This is a genomic window from Rhizobium sp. WYCCWR 11146 (assembly GCF_013591995.1).
GTDB classification, from domain to species: domain Bacteria; phylum Pseudomonadota; class Alphaproteobacteria; order Rhizobiales; family Rhizobiaceae; genus Rhizobium; species Rhizobium indicum.
Map to the genome: position 1 here is coordinate 381,907 of NZ_JACCEY010000038.1, position 24,003 is coordinate 405,909.

Consider the following 24,003-nt stretch of genomic DNA (forward strand, 5'->3'; position numbering starts at 1 on the left):
AATCATGTGCAAATGGTCCGTTATAAGCGCGCAAGGGTAGGTGATCAAACCTTTGCGCACAAGGCGGCGCACGTCGGGAAGTTCCCTGGCTGTTGTCGATCGACCTCGCAATGGCATGCGCAAACAACTGGCTTCGCACGTTATCTCGATTTCGCCTGGCGGGTGGCTGAGGGCACCATCGCGGGCTGCATCAGCAAATGCCCCACACGTCTTCAACTGGGCTTGCGATCGTAGCCGTGCAGGAATTTTGCCAGCGCTAATTTGTTTTCCGGTGCATTGATCCCCACCGGCTACAAGCTAATCACTTCTATTGAAAATGCAAACGGTTGCCCAAATTTTGTAGGGATATTTCCCATCATTATGAAGAAATTATCGAAAGAAGCTCGCAGTTCCTCAAGAACATAAGGTATAATTGAGCAAACGTTTGCTCTTGACATGGATATTTGGGGACGGTATCGGTGCTGCAGGATCTGGCGGATCGATAAGCGCCAATGAGAGGCGGAGGAGACGCACAGTGGCTTGGGATGAGGCGCTTGATTTGAAAATTGCGTTCGTCGGCACTGGCGCTCAAGGCGCATCGATTGGCGCTGATTTCGCATTGGCCGGGCTGGATGTAACGTTCATCGATCAGTGGCCGGAGCACGTCGCGGCAATGCGGGCACACGGAATAACGATCAACATGCCTGACCGCTCGATCAATGCAAACGTTCGCACGTTGCATCTATGCCAAGTGGCGGAACTGCGCGAGCGCTTCGATATCGTTTTCCTGGTGGTCAAGGCATATGACACCCGGTGGACGTGCCAGCTGATAGAGCCGGTCATGGCTACTGACGGCCTTGTCGTTGGCGTGCAGAACGGAATGACGCAGGACGCGATCGCGTCCGTAGTTGGCGAGGGTCGCTGCGTTGGCGCCGTGTTCGACATGGCGTCGAACATGTTCACGCCCGGCGTGACCAATCGCCAGAACGACCACGACACCTCCTGGTTCGCGCTCGGCGCGCTCGATCCGGCAAATCAGGGTCGAGTAGAGAAAATTGCAGAACTGCTGCGCCACAGCGGCAGGGTTGAGGTCACAGACGACATCCGCTCGGCCAAATGGATGAAGCTGATCGTCAATGCTGCCCAGCTGGTGCCTTCGGCGATCCTGAACCTGCCATTCGCCGAGGCGATGAAGGTTCCTGGCATGGCCGAGGTCATGCGGGCTGCCGGTTACGAGGCGATGCGCGCGGCGATTGCCGATGGCGCGAAGATGGTGCCGATCCTCGGCATGCAGCCGTCAAACGCCAACGACCCCGAGCGCTATGTCGACCAGATATTCGACGAGGTCCAGAAGACTTTCATGATGGCCGACACGCTGACGACAGTCCTGCAGGATTGGCGCAAGGGCCGTCGCGGGGAGGTTCTGGATCTCAACGGGCACGTCGTGCGGACCCTCGAAAAAGCGGGCCAGATGGCGCCGGTCAACAAGCGGGTTGTGGAAGCTGCCCGCGCAATCGAGGCAGGGAAACTGTCGCCCCAGCATTCGAACAGTTCCCTGCTCGTCGCGTGAGGCTCTGAAGTATTGCGTCAGTTCGCCGACGCGCAACCTGGGACGGTCCGCCGGCCGGGAGAGGTGTTCCCAAATCATGCGCCTGTAATCGCGCATACCACTGTCAGAAGGAGATGCCATATGAGTTGGGATAGAAAGGGCGGCCCGAGGATCGCTTTTCTCGGAACAGGCGCACAAGGTGCGTCCATTGGAGCCGATTTTGCTCTGGCTGGCCTTGATGTCACCTTCATCGAGCAATGGCCCGATCATGTGAATGCTATTCGCGAGAATGGCATTACCGTCAACCTGCCGACCCGGACGATCAACGCCAAGGTTCCGGCACTGCATCTGTGTCAGGTCGCCGAAGTCAAAGAGCCCTTCGACATCGTCTTTTTGGTGGTCAAGGCCTACGATACCAAGTGGGCTTGCCAGCTGATCGAGCCGGTCCTGGCGCCCGATGGTCTGGTCGTCGGCCTTCAGAACGGCATGACCCATGAGGACATTGCCGGCATCGTCGGTCGCGAGCGCACCATTGGCGCCGTCATCGAGATCGCCTCGAACATGTTCGTACCGGGTGTCACCAACCGCCAGAACGATCACGACGAATCCTGGTTTGCCCTTGGCGCGCTCGATCCGAAGACGCAGCCGCGCGTCGAAGCCGTAGCCGAACTGCTGCGCAACTCGGGCACCGTTGAGGTTACTGACGATATTCGCTCCGCCAAGTGGATGAAACTCGTGGTCAACGCGGCCGAGCTGATCCCCTCGGCGATCATCAACCTGCCACTGGCCGACGCCGCCCGCGCGCCCGGGATGCTCGAAGTCATGCGCGCCGCCGGATATGAGGCGATGCAAGCAGCGCTGGCCGATGGCTCGAAGATCGTATCGATCATCGGCATGCCGCCGGTCACGACCAACCATCCCGAGCGCTATGTCGACCAGATCTTCGAGGAGGTTTTGAAGACATTTTCTCGCGAGGACACGCTGACCACGTCACTGCAGGACTGGCGCAAGGGCCGAAAGGCCGAGGTTCAGGAGGTCAATGGCTGGGTGGTCGACATCCTGCGCGCCCATGGGCGGACATCACCGATCAATCAACGCGTCATGGACGTCGCGTTCGCCATTGAGGCCGGCAAACTCGAGGCGCACCCGGACAATTCGAAGCTTCTTATCGAAGCCTATGAGGCAGTGGCCGATCACCGCTGAGGACGCAGCCGCCGGTCGGCTGGACAGAGTTTAACAAGAGGAGGAGAATGACATGAGACCGCATCAAAAAGCTCGCATATCCGCGCGCTGGCTTCTGACGACAGTCGGCGCCTGGGCAATGGTGGCACTTTCGCTCGGCCACGCCGGCGCCGAAGAGGCCAAGGGCGGCAAGCTTATCATCGGCATCGACGAGACCGCTTCCGAATACTGGTCCGAATACATGCAGGGCGTGAAGGATATCGGTGACTCCCTCGGCAAGGAGCCGGTCGTTCTGACCAGCAACTACCAGGGGGACCAGCTGCTCGCCCAGCTCGGTGCTACCTACGCTACAGGCTGCAACCAGTGCGCACTCGCGACCGACCCTTCTTCAAACGCCTTCGTCAAGGCGGTCGTCAACCGCTACGCCAAGGCAAAGGTCCATGTCGTCACGATCTGGAACCGGCCAGAAAACATCCACCCCTGGGATACCGATCCGAAGTACTGGGTCGCACACACATCCTTCGACGGTGTCATGTCGGGTTACTATCAGGGCATGGCGCTCTGCAAGGCGTTGAACGGCAAGGGAAAGATCGCCGCCATCCAGGGCGTCCCGTCGACGCCGCCGGCGTTTCAGCGCATCGCCGGATTAAAGAAGGCCCTCAAGGAATGCCCGGGGCTCGAGCTCGTCGACACGCAAGTGGGTGAGTGGCAGGAGACCAAGGCGCAGAACATCACCCGTACCTGGATGGCGCGCTATGGTGACCAGTTGCAGGGCATCTTCGCCTCCAACGACGCGATGGGCCGCGGCGCCGTCGCTGCGCTCAAGGAAAAGGGACTGAACGGCAAGGTTCTGGTGACCGGTTCCGACGGTTCGAATATCGGCCTGGAAATGGTCAAGAGCGGTGACATGCTTGCCACCGTCTGGAACGATCCGGTTCTGCAGGGCGCCGTTTCCATGTCGCTCGCCTATGCCGCCGCCATCGGTGACATCGATCCGGAAAAGCTCACCCATGCCCAGCGCGACTTCTACATCAAGCAGGATGTTGTCACCAAGGACAACGTCGACAAGTACCTGGAGATGAAGAAGAACGCGCCGAAATACACTTACGCCGACATCAAGAAGGACTTCTGGAAGGACTCGGCAGGTCAGATTCCAGAAGGCGCAAACGACAACAAGTAATTGGAGGATAGGTCGATGGAGGCCGCTACCAGAATGAGCTCCAGAACGGGCAGCCAGTCGTTGACGCTTCTTGGCGAACTTAAAACCAAGTTGCCACTGGCCCAGATCGCTGCACCGATCGCAGCGCTCATCGTGCTGTCCGTGGGCTTTCAGCTGATCAGCGGTAGCTTCTTCACCATCGACAACCTCAAATCTGTTGTGGAGGCAGCGGCGGTACCCGCAATACTCGCCGTTGCCATCAGCTTCGTCGTCATTATGGGCTCCATCGATCTTTCATTGGAAGGGATCATGGCGGCGACCAGTATGATCGTTGCCCTGCTCGTCGCAAACGGCGTCAACGGCAATGATTACGGCGTCATGGGATTGCTCATCGCGCTTGCGGCCGGCCTGGGATTCGGGCTCTTCAATGCCGTGCTGAATGCAGTCCTGAAGATGCCGTCGTTGATCGTGACGTTGGGCACCTGGTTTATCGGCTTGGGCATTGCAGCTTTGCTTTTCCCCGCCCGCGTGCCGCAGATCAACGATCCGTTCATTCTCGATCTGGCCAGGTTCCGGATCTTCGATATCAGCCTGGTGGTCTATATCGCCCTGGCGGTCATCGCGGTCAGCGAACTCATCCTGAATTTCACGACCTTCGGCCGCATGATCTATGCGATCGGCGGCGATGAAGGATTGCTTCTGGCCTCCGGCCTGCGCGTCCGGCGCTTCAAGGTCATTGCTTTTGCCATTTGCGGCCTGCTGGCCGGCATGTGTGGCGTACTGCTCTCGGCGCAGCTCAGCACAGGCAATGCCAACATCGGCAGCGGCCTGTTGTTTCCCGCCATCAGCGCGGCGGTTCTGGGTGGAACCGTGTTGACGGGCGGGCGCGGCGGCGCCGTGCAGTCGGCGCTTGGAGCCCTGATCCTCGAAGTACTTAACAATGGCCTCATCCAGATCGGGGCAGGTCCATACACGCGCAACATCATCAGCGGCGCCGTCATCGTCGTCGCGGTTGCCGCAGGCGGCTGGCATCGCCGCCGGAAAATGAGGGTGGTGAAATGACCGGCTCGCTCGTTCTCAAAGGCATTCGCAAGACCTACGGCAATGTCGTGGCGCTCGAGGGCCTGGATCTGGAAATCCCCAATGGGCAGGTTCTCGGCCTAATCGGCCAGAACGGCTCTGGAAAGTCGACCCTCCTGAAGATTCTGGCGGGCCTGACCATGCCCGATCAGGGACAGCTGATCCTCGATGGCAGACCGATCGTGCTGGATTCAGCCCAGAGAGCCGGCAGCTACGGCATCGGGATGGTGCATCAGGAACAGTCGCTGATCCCCAACCTGACCGTCGCGGAAAACATTTTCCTCGACAAGCCGCACCCGGCCAAGCGAAACGGCCTCTATCGTTGGTCGGCCCTGAACAAGGCGGCTCGCGCGCAGCTTCACAAGATTTCGGTCGACCTGCCCACGCAGGCTCTGGTCGAGGACCTGCGCTTTGCCGAACGGCAGCAGGTCGAGTTTGCCAAGGTGCTGGCCATCGAGGAATTGATCGATCGGCCGCCGATCATCCTGTTCGACGAGCCGACATCGGTGCTGACGCCCGATGAAATCAAGCTGCTTTTCAAGCAGATAAACCGTCTCCGAGGCAATGCGACGATCGTTTTCGTCTCGCACCGTCTTGAGGAGGTGCTGGAAATCAGCGACCGCATCATCGTCATGACCGACGGCCGCAAGGTTGCGGAACGCAAGAGCGACGCCGTTGACCGTAGCGAACTCTATGAATTGATGATCGGCCGGCGGCGCGTCGTCGACGTCAGAACCGATCGCAAGCCGATCGATGCCCCGCCGGTCCTGAAGATCGACCGTCTCGGTTGTGGGTCACACTTCCGTAATGTCAGTTTCGACCTTCGCCCCGGTGAGATCCTCGGCATTGCCGGCGTTCTCGGATCCGGCGCCGAGGAGGTTTGCCGAGCCCTGTTCGGCGCAGAGAGCATCGAGACCGGTGAGATCGAGCTCGGTGGCAAGGCACTGACGCCCACGTCGCCGCGGGCAGCCGTCCGCTCCGGCATCGGATATCTCCCAGCGGATCGGCGAAGCGAGGGCATGTTGCCCAGCCGGTCGATCATGGAAAATGCTGTCCTGACCTTCGGTCTTGAATATGGTCTGCGTTCCCTCGTACTGCGTCGCTCCAAGGAGCGGCCGGCTGCACTCCACTGGATGCAGCGCCTGAAGGTCAAGATGGACACACCCTTCGCGCCGATCTCCAGCCTGAGCGGCGGCAATCAGCAAAAGACCGTGTTGGCAAAATGGTTGATGGCCAAGGAGCTGAAGGTCTTGCTCCTTGATCATCCGAGCAGAGGGCTCGATCCCGGCGCGAGAGACGACCTGTTTGACGTGATCCGTGAGCAGGCGCGTAAGGGCCTTGCGATCATCTTTGTCGGAGACACGATCTCCGAGCTTCTGGAACTCTCCGATCGCGTCGTCGTCATGCGCGATGGCGAAATCACGGCCCGCTTCGATCTGGCCGCTGAAGAGATGCCGAGGGAAGAGGAAATCGTCGCAGCCATGGTCTGACCGCCTTTTTGGATGGCGATCACCCGAGCAACTCGAACAATAGCTATACGGACGGCAGGAACATGGGAACAGCGCTAGACAATTCCATTATCCGCACCCTGGGTGCCGATCGATCGACGGTCTGGAGAACTTTCGGACCATTGGGCGTGCTGATCGCACTGGTGGCTAATAGTGCCATCATAGCGCCCGGCGTCCTGGAACCGGATTCCCTGATCGGATTCCTTTCGGATGCAGCTCCGATCGTCGCCCTCGTCATCGGCGGCACTTTGCCGATATTGGCCGGGAGTATTGATCTTTCCGTTGCCGGCGTAGCCTCGCTGACCGGCGTTCTGGTCGTCGCGCTCAATCCGATCCTGGGTCCGTGGACATCCGTTGTCGTCGTTGTCATTGCGATGGTGTTCGGCGCCATACAGGGCTTTATCCATGCCTGGTTGCAACTACCGTCATTCATCGTCACGCTCGGCACGCTCAGCATGCTCTCCGGCCTGTCGCTTCTGCTGTCGAACGCAACCGCCGAGCCGGTGCCGGACAGCGACATCCTTGTGACCTATCTTGCAGACAACACCGGCGGCATCCCGAATAGCGTCATTGCGCTGATCCTCATCGTCGTGGTGTTAGGGCTCATGCTGCGTTACCTCCGCCTGGGGCGTGATATCTATGCGCTGGGCACCGGTGAAAAGACGGCGATGATGTCGGCCGTCAATGCAGTTGCGGTGCGAACGATCATCTTTGCCATATCTGCTGGATGCGCTGCGATTGCCGGTCTGTCCCTGGTCTCGATTACAACGTTCAGTTCACCGACGCTGGCGGGCAATCTGCTGCTGCTATCGATCGTCGGCGTCGTGCTTGGGGGCACCGCCATATCGGGCGGCGTGGGCGGCCTGATGCCGGCTGTCGTGGGCGGCCTGATCACATCCTGGCTGCGCATCCTGACCGTCATCGTCGGCGTGGCGCCGACCGCGCAAAACATCGTCTTCGGTCTGACGGCTCTGTTTGCCGTCGCACTGACGACTGATCGCAGCAAACTCGGGATCATCAAGTAGCGATCGGGCGACAGGCAATGCAGCCGTTCAACGTTGCTAGCAGTTGAGCTCATAGCCGGGTTCGGCGGGACCGCCAGGATGGGCGGCCGCAAATTCAAGGGAGAGCATCATGAAGGACGGAAAACTTTGCATTCTAACGGGCGCAGCAGGGGAAGTCGGCCGCGCCACGGCTCGACGATTTGCCGAATCCGGCTGGTCGATCGTGCTCTGCGATCGGACCGACGACGTAAAGGCTCTGGCCGATACATTGTCGAGAGAGTTCATAGGCGAATATTTTGGCGTCCAGATGGACCTCACAAACGATGAAGAAATCGATTCCGTCGCCAAACTGGCAGCCCAAACCGGGATCCCCTTGCGTTTCCTCGGGCTCATCGCCGCAATCAACCACGATGCCGTCAGCATCGAACACATGGACATGTCGGTTTGGGACAAAGTCCATAATGTGAATCTGCGGGCAAACGTGAAGTTCATCAGCGTCTGCGTGCCTTTGTTACGCAAATCAGGCAACGCATCCATTGCCACCGTCTCGAGTTTCTGGGGGAGGGAGGGGCATGCGTATTTCAGCCCTTACTGCGCGTCAAAGGCAGCATTGATTTCACTGACGCAGAGTGTGGCGGCGGAACTCGCGCCTGATATCAGGGTCAATTGTGTCGCACCGGGCAATATCAACACGTCGATGCACTTCAATGCGCTTGCCGTTGAAGCCGAGAAGAGAGGTATTTCAACAGACGAGATGCGCGCGATAGAGTGGAGCAAGATCCCCATGGGTCGGCCGGCCGAAACCGCCGAAATAGCGGCTGCCATCCATTTCCTATCAACAGACGATTCAAGCTACTTCATCGGCGCAACTCTCGACGTCAACGGCGGGTGCCGGTTGACGTAACCACACGGCAGCTTGGCTTGACGGCATAAACCCCACCGAGGGCCATGCCAAAAGTGCGCAGCCGCGGTGGCGCGTTTGCTCAGGCTCCGATCATCCTTCAATGGCAATCATGCTGCTATGGGTGGGCGGCAGCGAGGTGTACCTGATTCCATCCGCCTTGCTACAGGTGTGAAATCAGGAAGCCAGGTTTTGTCTAAAGCACCTGGTGCCTGGCCCACTTTTTGTGCCTGGATTTCAAGCTGGACTCCACCAGCGCGGCCGCACTCTCGAGAGCGGCTCGTGGGGATTTTTTTCCAAGCAGAGCGTCATGGATCTCCGTACCAAGAACCTTCTCGATTGTGGTGTATTGGGGGATATTGGGACGCTGCCAGGTATGCAGCAGGTTCTTCTTGGCCAGTTGGTCGACAAACCGCACAATCGGCGAGCTTGCCGCCGCTTCCGGATCGGCGCTGACCGAAAAGCGTGGCGCCACCGGGAATCCGTTCTTCACATGCGCCTTCATCGCCTCGCGCGAGGCCATCCAGGCGATGGCGTCGGCGGCAAGCTCAACGCGTTCTTCGGGGAGGTTTGTCGGAATACAGAAGAGAAAGCCGCCTATTGGCGAAACCCTTGTGCCGCCAGGCCCCGACGGCTGGGGCAGGTACTCGACGCGGCGCTTTACGACAGATTGAACGTCATATTCGAAGCGGGCAGTGCGCATCGTCCAGAAATAGCCGAGGCTGGCGCGCCCTTTGAAGAATATCTCGAGCGTTTGGTCCCAGGCCATTTCGAGTATGTTGGGCGGCGATATCTCCAGCAGCCGCCGCATGAAGTCCAGAGCGGCAAAACCTGCGTCCGATACGATCGTACAGCTCAGTTCGTCCGGATCGACGCCATCCAACGTGAAGCCCGACCTGGTCTTCCTTAGCGAGATTGCCGGTTGACCGCATGCCCCCAGGAAGAAGAGAAAGCTCGACGCGATCGGCATGCCCCGCGCACCGTCCCAGACGGCCCCGAACATTCCATTCTCAGGTGCGTGAAACCGCCGACCGGCGGCAATCACCTCGTCGAACGTCTTTGGAAATGGCAGGTCGGCATCGCTGAAGAGATCCCTGCGGGCTGCCAGGATTTCGATGGTACAGTAGCCCGGCACACCGTAGTCCTTTCCTTCCCAGGTAGCGGTGGACCAGATCGACGGGTGAAAGTCGAGGGGATTGATGCCCGTCTTTTGAATGTAAGTATCGATGGGGCGGACGATGCCGCTCTCTGCGAATTCGCCGAGCCATGGCATGTTGAGGGCGATAACATCGTAGTCGGAGACCGGCTTGCTACCATTCTCGCGGGCACGCCGGTACAGTTCCGGCAGGGGGAGGAGATCGAAGTTCTTGCGGGATGCTAGGTTGTTGCGGAAATCCGCCCACATGTTGCGCATCGCTGAGAAGTAGTTGTCGTCGTTCAGCAGAAACCGCAATTCGATCTGCGACTCCGCCCTCTTCTGGACCAGGCGCATCGGGGGAATGATCTGGGATCCGAGCGGCGTTCCCCCGAAATAATACTCATCTTCCTCTTCTCCCACGCGCAGGCCAAGCGTTTGAGCAAGCAGCGACTTCGTCTTGCGCGCATAGGTCTGGAAGGAGCGCAGTAGACCGTCGCTCGGCTGCAGCGCGAAGCTCTTGCCCGTCGATCCCTTGGCGATGCGTTGGATGTAACCCGCCTCGATCATCCGGTTTATCAGCCGCATTGACGTAGCATAGGGCAGGCCCGATTCCTGGCCGAGCGTCGAGATGGAAACGGTTTGACTGAGGATATGCGACTTGATGAGATAGGTGACGATTCTCCACACCGCATCGTCGTCGGAGATCTCCACCACCTCTCTGAAGGGACGTCGCGTTTTTTCGAGAAAGTCGATCACGCGCAGCATCTCGTATTCGTTCACGTCGGCCTCCCCACCGTCGCGCATCCATTCAGAAAGAGTTTAAACAGGAAAACGCAAGATTGACGAGTGCACTCAGATTGCTGTGAGGTTTTGCGGCTTGTCTTCGCGTGGCGAAAGACCAGCCAGCCTCTCGGACTGTTCGAACAACACGAAGAAGTCCTTTTCAGAGAGCCCGTCCGCATAAGCGGCTTCGTACTGCTGCCGGATCATGGACGCCAGGTACATCGGAACATGGTCCGACTTCGCCGCACCGAGGATGAGGTCGAAATCCTTCATCATTTGCGAGACCGAGAAGGCCGGATCGAAGTTGCGGCTGACCAACAGGTCGCGCTTGTAAGCTATCAGCGGCGACGCTACGGCACTTTCGCAAATGACGCTCAGCATCGTCTCGACGGAAAGGTTGCCTTTCAGGCCGAGAGTCAACGCTTCGCCCAGCAGGGCGGCGGTTGCGCCGACCAACGCATTGAGAACGAGCTTCAAATAACGGGCCTCTTCTCCGTCGCCGAGATAAAATTGCTTCGAGGAAAAACACGCCAGCACCGGTTCGACCTTGCGATAGGCGCCGTCCGGTCCCGAAACCATCACCGAGAGATTCCCCGACGAGGCTGTCATCGTGCTACCGGATACCGGCGCGCGAAGATAGGCGATACCGCGGGCGCGGAGTGCTGCGCTCACCTCGGCGGAAATCTCGGGAGAGACGGTGCTCATTTCCATCAGGATCTGACCGGGCTTCATAACATCCGCCAGAGCTCCCTTCGACAGAACCAGATCGCGAAGAATGGCGTCGTTCGGAATTGTCAGCACCACGATATCCGATGCGGCTGCCAAATCTTCCAGCGAATGGGCGACATTGGCGCCTTCCGCGACGATCGTTGCGCGATTTTCCGGTAATGGTTCGAATACCGATAGCGCGTAGCCGGCTTCCAGCACGCGTCGGCTCATGGGGGCCCCCATCTTGCCGATGCCTGCCCATCCAACCCTTAATGTTTCACCCATCTTAAATCTCCCTTCCTTGCCGGAAATTGCCCCGGCGTGAAGTCACCAATGCTGCTGTTGTCGAGGAGGTGCGTGCGAACACGCCGTTTTCCGCAGATGCAGAACGCGCGTCACTCCTCCCACAGGTTTAGTATGGCGAGGCAGAAATAGAATGCGCGACTTAAAATATCCATTTCGGATAATTAAAGGTTTGTGAAAGATGCGGTTCATCCCTTAGCTTTCACATCGGATCGCACGGCGGTTCCTATGGGAGGAATATAGGCCGTCAACAGAGAGACATACCCCGAGGCGCTGGCCGTTCCGGGAACGATACTTTGTTGTCATGCGGTTTGACCAAGTTACACGAGGAGGATCGACCATGAAAACCAAAGTTATCGGTATATTTACTTCACTGGCTTTGCTGTCGAGCACGGCCCCGACACTCGCAGACACCTATGCCGGGGTTCCGCGAACCTTCCTTTTCAACCCGTCGCTTGATGTCTGCTTCAAGGATACATCGCAATACAAGAAGGACGGTCCCTATGTGATCGGGTTTTCGAATGCCGGGCTTGGCGACAGCTGGCGCGTTGTCATGCTGCATTCCATGGAAAAGGCCGCTTTCGAGCACAAGGACCAGATCAAGCAGCTGCTGATCACCGACGCGGGTCATGACGACGCAAAACAGGTTTCCGATATCCAGGACCTCATTTCGCGCGGCGTCGATCTCCTTGTCGTCAGCGCCAATACAGAACAGGCGGTCGATCCGGCCGTGTCCCGCGCCATGGAGCGCGGCATTCCCGTCGTGATGGTCGACCGGCGGGTGTCATCCGACAACTTCGTCACCTTTGTCACCGCATCGGATGCGATGATGGGCCGTCTCTTCGCGCAATGGATCGTCGAAAAGCTTCATGGCAAGGGTAACATCGTCATCCTTGGCGGTCAGGCGGGATCGAGCCCGAACGAACTGCGCGTCAAGGCGGCCATGCAGGTTCTGAACCAGTATCCGGACATCAAGATTCTTGACACTGTTTACTCCGATTGGAGCCCCGTGAAGGGTAAGCAGGTCATGCAGGCCGTCATCTCGAAATACGGCAAGGACATCAACGCCGTGCTTTCGACCCATGGCCTGCAGACGCCAGGCTCCATCGAGGCCTTCCTCGAGGCAGGCTTCAAGCCGGGCGAAATCCCGCCGCACACCACATCTGATGTCAACGGACCGCTGCAGATGGCTTTGAAATACAAGGTTCCGATGCTCGAAGTGGGCTATCCCCCGGCCATGGGCGGCACCGCGATCGATGTTGCGCTCAAGGTGCTTGCCGGCGCTCAGGTTCCCTGCACCTACGAGATCAACGCACAGATCGCCACGACCGATGGCGATGAGACCCCCTCGATCCGTCCCGATCTTCACATCAAGGACATGGTGCTTCCGAACTCGCCGTCCGACATGCTGGTCACCGGCGGAATGGGTCCCGACTACAACCCGACGACATTCAAGATCGACTACCCGCAATAACCTCCCAGGAACTCGGCGGGGCGTGAATGCCCCACCGTTTTTTCAAAGACTCGCGAGGATCAGGCGATGTTGTCACTCGACGGAATATCCAAATCGTTCCCAGGCGTTCATGCGCTGACGGATATGCGGCTCGACGTTCGTGCAGGAGAGATCCATGCGCTTGTCGGCGAGAATGGTGCGGGAAAATCGACGCTCACCCGTATCATCGCCGGCGTTCACCAGCCCGACAGCGGGGTGATCCGGTTTGACGGAAATGATGTGCGCTGGGCAAAGCCGCGTGACGCGAAAGAACGCGGCATTCACGTCATCTACCAGGAATTCGTGCTCTTCCCGCATCTGACGGTCGCCGAGAACATTTTTATCGGCCACGAGCGCAGAAACCGGTTCGGTCTGATCGACCACCGCAGGACGGCCAATGACGCATTGGAGCTCCTTGCGAGGTTCGGGCTTCAAATCGACCCGAAGGCCCTGGTCAAGGACCTTTCGGTGGCCGACCAGCAGATGGTCGAGATTGCCAAGGCGCTCGTCCATGACGTCAAGCTGCTCATTCTGGACGAGCCGACTGCAGTCATATCCGGACATGAGGTCGAGGTCTTGTTCGGGCGTCTTCGAGGACTTCGCGATGCCGGCGTTGCCATCATCTACATCTCCCATCGCCTCGAGGAAATCTTCGCGCTTTGTGACCGGGTGACGGTTCTCAAGGACGGCAAATATGTAGGAACACGCGATATCGCGGCGGTCAATCGCGACCAACTGATTGCTCTCATGGTTGGACGGTCCCTTTCCGAACTCTTTCCGTCGCGCCGACCGGCTGCCGAACGCCCGGTGGTGCTGGAAACCCAGGACCTTAGCATTCCCGGCCGCGTCAGGACCGCATCGATCGCGCTCAGGGCCGGAGAGATCACCGGGCTTGCCGGCATGGTCGGTTCGGGACGGTCCGAACTCGCCTTCGGGATATTTGGCGCCTTGCAGAAATCGGAGGGCCGGATTCTCATCGAGGGTCGGGAGATCGCTTCCATGACGCCGGCACGGGCGATCGGTGCAGGCATCGGCCTGGTGACCGAGGACCGGAAGGGACAGGGGCTGGCGATGCTTCTCGACATCGCGGCGAACGTCACCGCCTCGACATTGCCGAGCGTGACGCGCTTGGGCCTGATCGATAGCAAGCTCGAGAACGATATCGCCCGCGCGGAAATCGAGAACTACAAGATTGCCTGTCGCGGTCCCTCGACGGCCGTGTCTCTGATGTCCGGCGGCAATCAGCAGAAGGTCATCGTCGCCCGCTGGGCCCGGACCAGCACGAAAGTGCTGATCCTCGACGAACCGACCCGTGGCGTCGATGTCGGCGCAAAGGCCGAAATCTACCGGATCATGCACGATGTCGCCAATCGCGGGATAGCGATCCTGATGATCTCCTCGGAACTTCCCGAGATCGTCGGCATGTCTGATCGCGTCATCGTCATGCGCGAAGGCACAATCACCGGCGAGCTTCTCGCCCACGAGATCAACGAAGAAGCCGTCATCGGCCTCGCGACCCATCACGCGGCGGCTTGAGGATATTGTCATGAGCGCCATCGCTTCCACCACATCCCGATTTTTCAGCGGTTCGCGCGCCGGCCTCGCCGTCGTCGTCGGCCTGCTTGTCCTGCTGTTCCTGATCGGCCTCGCGGTTTCCGATCGCTTTGCGACCTCGAACAACATTCTCAACGTCTACGAACAATCGACCGGACTCGCCTTGGTGAGCCTCGGCCAGACTCTGACGGTGCTGACCGGTGGCATCGATCTTTCCGTCGGCTCGATCATCAGCCTGGCATCGATGCTGACCTCGGGCCTGATCAACGGTGACCCGAACATGGTCATTCCTGTCGTCGCTGGCGTCCTCGTGCTCGGAGCGGTCATCGGCGCAGTGAACGGTGGCGTCATCGTCCTGACTGGGGTGCACCCGCTGATAGTCACTCTCGGGACCGGCGCGGTGCTTCAGGGGATCGCGCTTCTCTACGGCCTTGGTCCGATCGGGAAGGTGCCTTTGAATTTCGATTATTTTGCCTATGGGCGGCTTGCGGGCGGCCTGTCGGTTGGAGCCACGTTCGTCCTCTTTCTGTTTGTCGTCACGGCACTTCTGCTGCGCAACACCAGAAGCGGGCGCTACGTCTATGCTGTCGGCGACGATCCCCACGCGTCGGTCCTCATGGGCCTGCCGAAGACGGGCGTGATTATCGGCGTCTACACGCTGTCCGGCCTGTTTGCCGCCTTGACCGCCGTCTATCTCGTGAGCCGCTTCGGGGTGGGGCAGCCCTATACAGGTGCAAACTACACGCTTGCATCGATTACGCCCGTGGTGGTCGGCGGCACCATGCTGGCGGGTGGTCGAGGGGGCGTGATGGGCACGCTTCTGGGCGTCTATCTGGTCTCGCTGCTCAACAATCTACTCAATTTCCTCGATGTCTCCACGCACTACCAGCTGGTCGCCCAGGGCCTGGTGATTATCGCGGCGGTATCGGTCTACGTTGAAAAACGGAGGGTCGCGTGATGAATGTCGCCAATGCCAACAGGGGTGTTGCTATGACGCGTTCTGCTCCAAGCTTCACCATTCTTGCCGCAGCGAAGTCGTACGGCATCTTCATTTTCCTCGTTCTTGCGATAGCTGCAGCGACGATCGCAAGCCCCGCTTTCATCAGCGGCGCCAACGTTTCCAACATGCTGATGCAGCTTGCTCCACTCGGGATCGTGGTTATCGGCCAGGCCTTCGTTATCCTGGTGCGCGGCCTCGACCTGTCCGTCGCCTCGGTGATGGCAACGGCCGCGGTCATTGCAACGAGTTTCAACGGGCAGAACGGCGACGCGCCGATGATCGTCGCGGCCTGCGTGCTTATGGGAGCCGCAACGGGATTGGCCAATGGCCTCCTGGTGACGAAGCGCAATGTGTCGCCCTTTCTGGCTACGCTCGCAACCATGATCGTCCTGCAGGGATTGCGCTTTGCCTGGACGCAGGGCGCCCCATCCGGCAACGTGCCGCCCGTCTTCCGGGCACTAGGCGCGGGTACCGTCTGGGGCATCCCGTACAATCTGATCGTCATGCTGGTGGTTGCCGCGGTCTTCGCAGTCCTTCTGCACCGCGCCGCCTTCGGCAGGCGCGTCTATATCACCGGCGGCAATCCGATCGCCGCACGTCTCGTCGGCATCTCCGCCGATCGCATCATCATCCTCTGCTACATCATCTGCGGCGTCTTGGCGGCCGTCGCCGGGCTCGCGCTTTCGGGCTTCGTCGGCGTCGTCGATAATTTCGTCGGCAAGGGGTTCGAACTGGACTCTATCGTTGCTGCTGTGATGGGCGGCGTTGCGCTCTCCGGTGGACGGGGTTCGGTTCTGGGCGCACTCGCCGGGGCCGCGATCCTCGTGGTGCTGTCGAACGCCGTCGTGATGGTCGGCATGCCGGTTCAATTGCAGATCATCGTCAAGGGCGTCGTGATCATCGTCGCCGCGAGCCTCTACGTTCGCACCGTTCGCTGAAACAAAAGGGAGAATTTCGTGAGCCAGTCGGAAGTAAAGAAGGTTGTGATCGTCACCGGCTCCGGCCGTGGAATCGGCGCCGGCATTGCTGCGGACCTGGCGGCAAAGGGCGCAAGCGTCGTGATCGCGGATATCAACAAGGATGCTGCCGTTGCCGTTGCCGCCAGGATCAAGGACGCCGGTGGCGAGGCGTTCGCCAGCAGCGTCGATGTCTCCGAGCGTGCGAGCGTGAAGGCACTGATTGCGGAAACGGTTCGCCACTATGGGCGGCTAGACGTCATGTTCAACAATGCCGGCATCAGCCAGACCTGCCCGTTCCTGGATGTCACGGAAGATGACTTCAACCGGATCATGAAAATCAACGGCCTTGGCGTTCTGATCTGCACGCAGGAGGCTGCAAGGCAGATGATTGCACAGGGCGGAGGCGGCAAGATCATCAACACGGCGTCGATCGCCGGCAAGCAGGGCTACCCGCTCTTTGCGCATTATTGCGCATCGAAATTCGCCGTCGTCGCCATTACGCAGGCGGCAGCGCGTGCACTTGCCGAGCACCGGATCACCGTCAACTGCTTCGGCCCGGGCGTGGTCGCGACCGAGCTCTGGGAGCAGCTTGACCGGGAGTTCATGGAGCATGGTCTGACGTCCAAGCCGGAGCAGGCGATCAACGAGTTCTCGCAGTCGATCCTGCTCGGCCGTGTTTCCGTGCCGAAGGATATCACCGGCGTTACGACGTTCCTGGCGTCCGAGGCCTCCGACTACATTACCGGCCAGACCGTCATGGTCGATGGCGGTATGGTTCTGATCTGAGGGTAGGATAGCCGATGTCACGCTTGAGGAATAAGATCGCTATTGTCACCGGCGGAAGCACCGGCATCGGCGAGGCAACCTGCCACCGGTTCGCCGAGGAAGGCGCCAAGGTCGCCATCTTCGACGTCGTTGCGGAGCAGGGAAAACGCGTCGCGGAGTCTATCCGGGAAGCAGGCGGAGATGCTGCCTTCTACAGGGTCGACGTCTCGAATGAGGATGAGGTGGAGCCGGCAATCGAGCAGGTCGTCAAAGCCTGGGGCAAGCTTGACATTCTGGTCAACAACGCCGCCGTGACCGGTGTCAACAAACTCGCGCATGACGTGACCGTCGATGAATGGGACCGGATTTTCGCGATCAATGTGCGCGGCGTCTTTCTCTGCACCAAGCATGCGGTCAAGCCAATGATGGCGGCAAAGGGGGGTTCCATCGTGAATTTCTCGTCGATCTACGGACTGATCGGAAACGACGACCTGCCGCCCTATCACGCCACGAAGGGTGCGGTGCTGGCAATGACCAAGACGGATGCCATCTGCTACGCGCCCTTCGGCATCCGCATCAATGCCGTTCATCCCGGTTCCACCAAGACGCCATTGTTCATGAAGGCGGGTGAGACCTATCCGGGCGGTCTCGAGCACTATCTCGATATGATGAAATCGAAACATCCTCTCACGCTTGGCGAGCCCGTCGACGTCGCCAACTGCGTACTTTTCCTAGCATCAGACGAAGCCCGTTTCGTAACCGGCAGCAGCCTTGTCTGCGACGGCGGTTACACTGCGCAATAATCAGAAGGACATACCCATGAAGGCCGTACGCTACTACACAAAGAAGGACATTCGCGTCGAGGACGTTCCGGCGCCGAGCGGGCCGCTGGGGGACGACATGGTCCTCATCGAGCCGCTGGTCTGCGGCATTTGCGGCACGGATCTGCACGAGTATATCGCCGGCCCGATCGTTACCCCGGCGACGCCGCATGTCTATTCCGGCGCGACGCTGCCGCAGATCCTCGGGCACGAGTTTTCCGCACGCGTCATCGAGGTCGGCAAGAACGTCACGCATGTACAGCCCGGTTCACGTGTCTCGATCCAGCCGCTGATCTCCCCGCGTGACGATTACTATGGTCGCCGCGGTCTCTTTCATCTCAGCGAAAAGATGGCCTGCGTCGGCCTCTCCTGGGATTGGGGCGGCATGGGCGAACGCGCCGTCGTCAACGGGTATAACGTGTTCCCAGTTCCCGACAGCGTTTCCGATGTTCAGGCTGCGATGATCGAGCCTGCCGCCGTCGCGCTCTACGGCGTCGACCGTGGCGGCGTGGAAGCCGGAAGCACGGTCCTCGTCTCCGGCGTCGGACCGATCGGTGCGCTCGTCCTGCTCGCTACCAAGGCGGCAGGCGCCACCACCATTTTCGTCTCGGAACTCAATCCGAACCGCCGAGCTCTCGCCAAGCAGCTGGCCCCCGAGGCGATCGTTTTTGATCCGCGCGAAACAGACACCGAGAAGCTCTTCCGTGAACACACCGACGAAGGCGTCGGCGTCGACGTGGCGCTCGAATGCGTCGGAGCGGAGGCCTCGCTCAACCTTTGCGCAAAGGCCGTGCGTCGGCAGGGAACGGTCGTTCAGGTGGGCTTGCACGTCAAGCCGGCGGCGATCGACGCTATGCTCTGGGCCCTCAAGGACATCACCGTCGAGGCAACCTGGTGCTATCCGGTGCAGATCTGGCCGCGAATTGCGGCAATGATAGGCTCCGGGATTTTCCCGGTCGAGAAGATCGTCACCGCACAGATCCGCCCCGAAGACGTCGTCGAGAAGGGTTTCGAGGCACTTCTCGATCCGGCGGCTTCGCATATGAAAATTCTCGTCAACATGAAGGCCTGACCCATGAAAAACCCCATGGACATCAGCGGCCGCAATATCCTGGTCACCGGGGCCGCAGGCGGAATAGGCAGCGCCACATGCCTCTACCTCGCATCGCTCGGCGCGACGGTCATTGCCGCCGATCGCGACGCTTCGGTCGAGAAGATCCGCGATGCGGTTCGCGCGGCAGGCGGCAAGGCCGAATGCATCACCTTCAACGTCGCCGACAAGAATTCCGTAGAGGCGGCGGCTGCAACCGTCGCCGATAAATTCGGCAAGCTCGACGGGATCTTCGCCAATGCGGGCATGTCCTACGAACGCCCGGCGCTGGAGCACAGCGAGGCCGACTGGCGGACGGTCATGTCCGTCAATCTCGACGGCGCTTTCTGGACGGTCCAGGCCTTTGGACGCGCCATGATTGCCAGCGGGCAGGGGGCCGTGGTGATGACGGCCTCGATTGCCGGCATGAAGGCCGTTCGTCCCGAACTGCATGTCGGCTATGACGTATCGAAAGCCGGTGTCGCCCACATGTGCAAGGTTCTTGCGGCGGAATGGGCGCGCTCGGGCGTTCGCGTCAATGCCGTTGGCCCCGGCTATACCGACACCGTGATGCTGGCGGAGGTCGGGCGCACCCAGCCGGCCGTAATGAAGCAATGGCTGGACGACACGCCTGTGGGTCGGCTCATCAAGCCGGAGGAAATTGCCTCCGCCGTCGCCTTCCTCCTCTCCGACGCCGCCAGCGGCATAACCGGCCATGTGCTGATGGTCGACGGCGGCTACTCGATCGCCTGATTTTCTGAAAGGACACGACAATGCATTACATCGTTCATTGCCTCGACCACGAGGGCGCGGTCGACAAGCGCCTTGCGAACTACGACGCGCACAAAGCCTATCTGTCGAGTGCAAAGACGAAAACGGTCATATCAGGTCCGTTGCTTGCAGATGACAACGAAACGATGATCGGCTCGCTATTCCTGTTCGAAGCCGACAGCAAGGAAGAGGTTGTCGCCTTCAACAGCGCAGACCCCTTCACCAAGGCGGGCGTCTGGAAGACCGTTAATATCCATCCCTTCAGCAAGCGGGTGGACAATCGATGACCGTGGTCGAAGAAAAGCCGGTCATTGCCGCGATCGTCGGCCTCGGCTGGTGGGGCAAGAAGATGGCGAGCCTCGTCAATGCCGGCGGCGCCGAAATGCATTTCGTCCGCGCGGTCGATCCAAGCCCGGAGGCCAAAGCCTTTGCGGCCGAACTCGGGCTGCAGTTTTCGCATGATCTCGCAGAAACGCTGGCCGACGACACGATCGAAGCCGTCGTTCTTGCGACGCCGCACGCACTGCACCAGGAGCAGATCGAGCAGGTCGTGGCCGCAGGCAAGCATGTCTTCTGCGAAAAGCCACTCGCCTTGACCCGCCAAGGTGCTGAAAAGTCGGTCGGCCTGTGCCGGAACGCCGGCCTGGTTCTCGGCATGGGTCACGAACGCCGCTTCGAGCCGCCGATCGCGGAGATCCTTCAGTTCGCTGCTGAGGGGAAGCTCGGCAGGCTGCTGCAGATCGAAGCCAATTTCAGCCACGACAAATTCCTCGGCCTCGATCCGTCGAACTGGCGGCTCAAGGCCGATCAGGCGCCGGCAGGCGGGATGACGGCGACCGGCATCCATCTGACGGATCTGTCCGTCAAGCTGATGGGCCTGGCAAGGGACGTCCGGGTGATCTGCGAGAATCTGGCTTCCAAAATCCCGCAGGGCGATACGATGAGCGCCCATATCGGCTTCGTGAATGGCGGATCTGCCTATGTATCGGCAACGCTGGCGACGCCCTTCGTCTCCCGTTTCGCCATCTACGGTACCCTCGGCTGGATCGAGGTGCGCGACAAGGCGCATGTCGAGGCCCCCGATGGCTGGATCGTCACAGAAGGCTGGAAGGATAAGCCGATCACGGTGCGCGAGGTTCCTCCGGCCGAGCCTGTGCGCGACAATCTTCGCGCCTTCGCGCGCGCCGTCCGCGGCAAGGCGGATTATCCGATCACCGGCGAAGACATGATCAACAACATCGCTTTGCTCGAGGCAATCGTCCGCTCTGCCGGGACGGGTGCCGTCGAAACAGTCTGAGGAGGACATGATGAAGGCTCTTGTTTTCGAGGCCCCGGAAAAGCCGGTCATCGTCAATGCGGCCGTGCCTGAAATCTCGCCGAATGAGGTGCTGGTCCAGACACGGGCTGTCGGCATCTGCCATTCCGATTACGAGTTGCTTGCTGGCCGCTACATCATCCCGATCTCGTACCCCGTGACCCCCGGTCACGAATGGAGCGGTGAAATCGTCGAGGTCGGACGCAACGTCACGGGCTTCAGAAAGGGAGATCGCGTCGTCGGCGAATGCGTCGTGCGGACGCCTGAACGGCTGCACCATTTCGGCTTCTCGATGAGCGGTGCCGATCGTGAGTATTTCGCGGTAAATCCGGAATGGCTGCACAAGCTTCCCGATGCTGTCGATGACAAGAAGGCGGCGCTGATCGAACCATTCACCTGCGGCTTCTACGCCGTGCTCCGCTCGGGCGGTACGAATGCCAGCGAAACCGTCGTCGTCTCGGGCGGAGGAACGATCGGACTGGTCTCGGCGGCTGCTGCCATCGGCATGGGCGCACGCGTCATCGTTGTCGATCCGCTCGCGTCGCGGCGGGATGTTGCTATCCGGCTCGGCGCCGCGTTCGCCATCGATCCGTCCGACGGCGGAGCAGCCGACAAAATCCGGGAATTGACCGGCGGCGCAGGCGCGGATCTCGTCATCGAGGCTTCCGGCCATGACGCGTCTCTCGCCGCCGCTTTCGACTACGCCCGGGAAGACGGACGAATGTCGATGGTGGGCATCAATATCGGTCGCAAGGTTCCTGTCGTCATCGGCCAGATCCAGATGAAGAACCTGACGGTGCGCGGATGCATCGGATCGCCCGGCGTTTGGCCCGCAGCAATTCGCTTTCTCGAAAAGACCGGTCTCGACGTGTCGCCGATCCAGACCCACGACTTTGCCCTCACGGACGCCGTTCAGGCGTTTGCATTCGGACAGGATCCGACGAAGAGCATCAAGATCACCCTGTTGAATGGTTGAGCCAATGAGTAAGCATGCACTGATTGTCGGGGCGACCGGCATCACCGGAAGTAATCTTGCGCAGTATCTGCTGGCGGAAGGCGGCTGGAGCGTTTCCGGCCTGTCGCGGTCCGTCAGCCCGATCGCCGGCGTCGAAACCTTGCAATGCGATCTGGTCGATGCGGACTCGGTCCGCGGTGCGCTGGTCGGGACAAGACCGAGCCACGTCTTCATCACCGCATGGGCACGCCAGGAAACGGAGGTCGAAAACTGCAGAGTGAACGGTGCGATCGTCCGCAACGTGCTTGACGGTTTGCAAGGCGGCAGCGTCGAGCATGTCGTCCTGACCACCGGCACCAAGCACTATCTCGGGCCGTTCGAATCCTATGCGAAGACGCAGCCGGAAACGCCGTTCCGCGAGGAGCAGGAACGTCTGCCCGGCGAGAATTTCTATTATGTACAGGAAGACGAGGTTTTCGCCGCTGCGGCGCGCGACGGCTTCACCTGGTCCATCCATCGGCCGCATACGCTGATCGGCTATGCTGTCGGCAATGCGATGAACATGGCCGCGACACTCGCCGTCTATGCATCGATCTGCAGGGAGACCGGCAGGCCTTTCATTTTCCCCGGCTCGCCACAACAATGGCAGGCCGCGACCGATGTCACCGATGCACGCCTGCTTGCGAGACACCTGCAATGGGCCGCAACGACAAAAGCGGCCGCCAATCTGGCCTTCAACGTCGTCAATGGCGAGGTCTTTCGCTGGAAGTGGCTCTGGCCGCGAATTGCCGCCTATTTCGATATCGAGGCAGCGGCCTATCCCGGTGTGCCCAATCCACTCGAAAGCCAGATGGCGGATGCGGAGGCGATCTGGGACGAGATGGTCAGGAAATACCGCCTTCAGCCCAACGCGCTGTCGCGCGTCGCGTCGTTCTGGCATTCGGACGCCGACCTCGGACGGCAGGTCGAGACTTTCAACGACATGGGCCGGAGCCGGAAACTCGGCTTCATGGATTACCAGGACACGACCCAATCCTTCACCGATGCCTTCGACCGCCTGCGGGCGGATCGGATCATCCCGTGAAGTTGAAGGAGGAATTGATGACTGAGACCATGCGCAAAACGATATCATCGACTGACTATTTCACGGAAGAAAACTCGATCGAGACCGTCAACGCCAGAATGGGAAAGGATATCAACCCGCGCCTTGCCGCAGTGATGGCCTGTCTCGTCAAGCATCTCCATAATTTTGCGCGTGAGATCGAACTCACCCAGGAGGAGTGGGAATTCGGTGTCGATTTTCTGACCCGTACTGGCCAGATCTGTAGGCAGGAGCGTCAGGAATTCATCCTCCTTTCTGATACGCTCGGCCTTTCGATGCTGGTTGATGCCGTCAACAACAGACGGCCAGAAGGGGCGACCGAAAACACGGTGTTCGGACCCTTCCATGTGGAGGGCGCCCCGGTACGCCAGATGGGCGACCAGATCTGCCTAGATCGCAAGGGCGAAAGCTGTCTCTTCATCGGGCGCGTCCTCGATCTCGATGGCAATCCCGTCGAGGGAGCGCGCATTGATGTCTGGTCCGACAACGCCCAAGGCTATTACGACGTTCAGCAGCCCGATCTCCAACCAAAATGGAACAACCGCGGCGTATTCCTCACCGGCCCGGACGGAGCCTACAACTTCGTCGGCATCAAGCCGGTCTCGTACCCGATCCCCGATGATGGGCCGGTCGGCAAGATGCTCGCGGCCCTTGGGCGACATCCGTTCCGGCCGGCGCACATGCATTACATGGTCCGCGCCGATGGCTTTCAAAAGCTCGTGACACACACTTTCGTCGGCGGCGACCCCTACCTTGAATCAGACACCGTCTTCGGGGTCAAAAAGACGCTTGTGGCACCGTTCGAGCGCGTCGAGCATGGGAACACGCTCTGGCGTTCGGATTTCGATTTCGTGCTCGTGCCGTCAGCGCAGACACGATAGGAGG

22 protein-coding genes are annotated in these 24,003 nt (G+C 59.9%); 20 read left to right on the forward strand and 2 right to left on the reverse strand.

Going from position 1 to position 24,003, the window contains the following annotated elements:
* Positions 1 to 514: 514 nt before the first annotated feature.
* The 7 genes from HX899_RS31315 (at position 515) to HX899_RS31345 (ending at position 8,365) form a co-directional block, all read left to right on the forward strand.
* Positions 515 to 1,549: a 2-dehydropantoate 2-reductase N-terminal domain-containing protein gene (locus HX899_RS31315; RefSeq protein WP_181294205.1), complete on the forward strand. Its 1,035-nt coding sequence runs from the start codon at positions 515 to 517 to the stop codon at positions 1,547 to 1,549.
* A gap of 120 nt (positions 1,550 to 1,669) precedes the next feature.
* Entirely contained in the window at positions 1,670 to 2,731 is a 1,062-nt protein-coding gene (locus HX899_RS31320) for a ketopantoate reductase family protein (protein WP_138331050.1), read from the forward strand.
* A 52-nt stretch (positions 2,732 to 2,783) separates the two neighbouring features.
* Complete coding sequence (locus tag HX899_RS31325; protein WP_246697213.1) at positions 2,784 to 3,890, forward strand: sugar ABC transporter substrate-binding protein; 1,107 nt, start codon at positions 2,784 to 2,786, stop codon at positions 3,888 to 3,890.
* Positions 3,891 to 3,950: 60 nt separating this feature from the next.
* Positions 3,951 to 4,931 carry an ABC transporter permease gene (locus tag HX899_RS31330; RefSeq protein WP_210273869.1) on the forward strand — a complete coding sequence of 327 codons (981 nt, stop codon included), beginning with the start codon at positions 3,951 to 3,953 and terminating at the stop codon, positions 4,929 to 4,931.
* On the forward strand, positions 4,928 to 6,439 hold the full coding sequence (locus tag HX899_RS31335; protein ID WP_181294208.1) for a sugar ABC transporter ATP-binding protein: 1,512 nt from the start codon (positions 4,928 to 4,930) through the stop codon (positions 6,437 to 6,439). The genes HX899_RS31330 and HX899_RS31335 overlap by 4 nt, the downstream gene beginning before the upstream one ends.
* 146 nt (positions 6,440 to 6,585) lie before the next feature.
* Positions 6,586 to 7,482: an ABC transporter permease gene (locus tag HX899_RS31340; RefSeq protein ID WP_348647959.1), complete on the forward strand. Its 897-nt coding sequence runs from the start codon at positions 6,586 to 6,588 to the stop codon at positions 7,480 to 7,482.
* Between the two features lie 109 nt (positions 7,483 to 7,591).
* Positions 7,592 to 8,365 carry an SDR family NAD(P)-dependent oxidoreductase gene (locus HX899_RS31345; RefSeq protein WP_181294211.1) on the forward strand — a complete coding sequence of 258 codons (774 nt, stop codon included), beginning with the start codon at positions 7,592 to 7,594 and terminating at the stop codon, positions 8,363 to 8,365.
* 193 nt (positions 8,366 to 8,558) lie between these two features.
* Here HX899_RS31345 and HX899_RS35340 read toward each other — a convergent pair whose 3' ends face one another.
* Both HX899_RS35340 and HX899_RS31355 read right to left on the reverse strand, forming a co-directional pair.
* Entirely contained in the window at positions 8,559 to 10,280 is a 1,722-nt protein-coding gene (locus HX899_RS35340) for an extracellular solute-binding protein (RefSeq protein ID WP_173863041.1), read from the reverse strand.
* A gap of 72 nt (positions 10,281 to 10,352) precedes the next feature.
* A complete protein-coding gene (locus tag HX899_RS31355) occupies positions 10,353 to 11,276 on the reverse strand; it encodes an NAD(P)-dependent oxidoreductase (RefSeq protein ID WP_181294213.1) in 924 nt (307 codons plus the stop codon).
* A gap of 358 nt (positions 11,277 to 11,634) precedes the next feature.
* On the opposite strand from HX899_RS31355, the gene HX899_RS31360 reads away from it, so the two are divergent.
* The 13 genes from HX899_RS31360 to HX899_RS31420 all read left to right on the forward strand — a co-directional run bounded on the left by HX899_RS31360 (position 11,635) and on the right by HX899_RS31420 (position 23,999).
* Positions 11,635 to 12,768, forward strand: a complete 1,134-nt coding sequence (locus tag HX899_RS31360; RefSeq protein ID WP_181294215.1) for an ABC transporter substrate-binding protein — start codon at positions 11,635 to 11,637, stop codon at positions 12,766 to 12,768.
* A 66-nt stretch (positions 12,769 to 12,834) separates the two neighbouring features.
* Positions 12,835 to 14,322 carry a sugar ABC transporter ATP-binding protein gene (locus HX899_RS31365; protein WP_181294216.1) on the forward strand — a complete coding sequence of 496 codons (1,488 nt, stop codon included), beginning with the start codon at positions 12,835 to 12,837 and terminating at the stop codon, positions 14,320 to 14,322.
* A gap of 10 nt (positions 14,323 to 14,332) precedes the next feature.
* Entirely contained in the window at positions 14,333 to 15,298 is a 966-nt protein-coding gene (locus HX899_RS31370; RefSeq protein ID WP_181294218.1) for an ABC transporter permease, read from the forward strand.
* 32 nt (positions 15,299 to 15,330) lie between these two features.
* Entirely contained in the window at positions 15,331 to 16,278 is a 948-nt protein-coding gene (locus HX899_RS31375) for an ABC transporter permease (RefSeq protein WP_181294219.1), read from the forward strand.
* Between the two features lie 18 nt (positions 16,279 to 16,296).
* Positions 16,297 to 17,085, forward strand: a complete 789-nt coding sequence (locus HX899_RS31380; protein WP_181294220.1) for a glucose 1-dehydrogenase — start codon at positions 16,297 to 16,299, stop codon at positions 17,083 to 17,085.
* Positions 17,086 to 17,099: 14 nt separating this feature from the next.
* Entirely contained in the window at positions 17,100 to 17,867 is a 768-nt protein-coding gene (locus HX899_RS31385) for an SDR family NAD(P)-dependent oxidoreductase (protein ID WP_181294222.1), read from the forward strand.
* Between the two features lie 16 nt (positions 17,868 to 17,883).
* Positions 17,884 to 18,957 (forward strand): 2,3-butanediol dehydrogenase, encoded by a 1,074-nt coding sequence (locus tag HX899_RS31390; RefSeq protein WP_181294224.1) that lies wholly within the window; start codon positions 17,884 to 17,886, stop codon positions 18,955 to 18,957.
* Between the two features lie 3 nt (positions 18,958 to 18,960).
* On the forward strand, positions 18,961 to 19,728 hold the full coding sequence (locus HX899_RS31395; protein WP_181294225.1) for an SDR family NAD(P)-dependent oxidoreductase: 768 nt from the start codon (positions 18,961 to 18,963) through the stop codon (positions 19,726 to 19,728).
* A 20-nt stretch (positions 19,729 to 19,748) separates the two neighbouring features.
* Positions 19,749 to 20,033, forward strand: coding sequence for a YciI family protein (locus HX899_RS31400; protein ID WP_138331064.1), 285 nt, complete (start codon positions 19,749 to 19,751; stop codon positions 20,031 to 20,033).
* A complete protein-coding gene (locus HX899_RS31405; protein ID WP_181294227.1) occupies positions 20,030 to 21,043 on the forward strand; it encodes a Gfo/Idh/MocA family protein in 1,014 nt (337 codons plus the stop codon). Before HX899_RS31400 ends, HX899_RS31405 begins: the two co-directional genes overlap by 4 nt.
* Positions 21,044 to 21,053: 10 nt before the next feature.
* On the forward strand, positions 21,054 to 22,037 hold the full coding sequence (locus tag HX899_RS31410) for a zinc-binding dehydrogenase (protein WP_181294229.1): 984 nt from the start codon (positions 21,054 to 21,056) through the stop codon (positions 22,035 to 22,037).
* A 4-nt stretch (positions 22,038 to 22,041) separates the two neighbouring features.
* On the forward strand, positions 22,042 to 23,100 hold the full coding sequence (locus tag HX899_RS31415) for an SDR family oxidoreductase (RefSeq protein WP_180196048.1): 1,059 nt from the start codon (positions 22,042 to 22,044) through the stop codon (positions 23,098 to 23,100).
* Between the two features lie 17 nt (positions 23,101 to 23,117).
* Entirely contained in the window at positions 23,118 to 23,999 is an 882-nt protein-coding gene (locus HX899_RS31420; RefSeq protein WP_246697214.1) for a dioxygenase, read from the forward strand.
* Positions 24,000 to 24,003 lie beyond the last annotated feature (4 nt).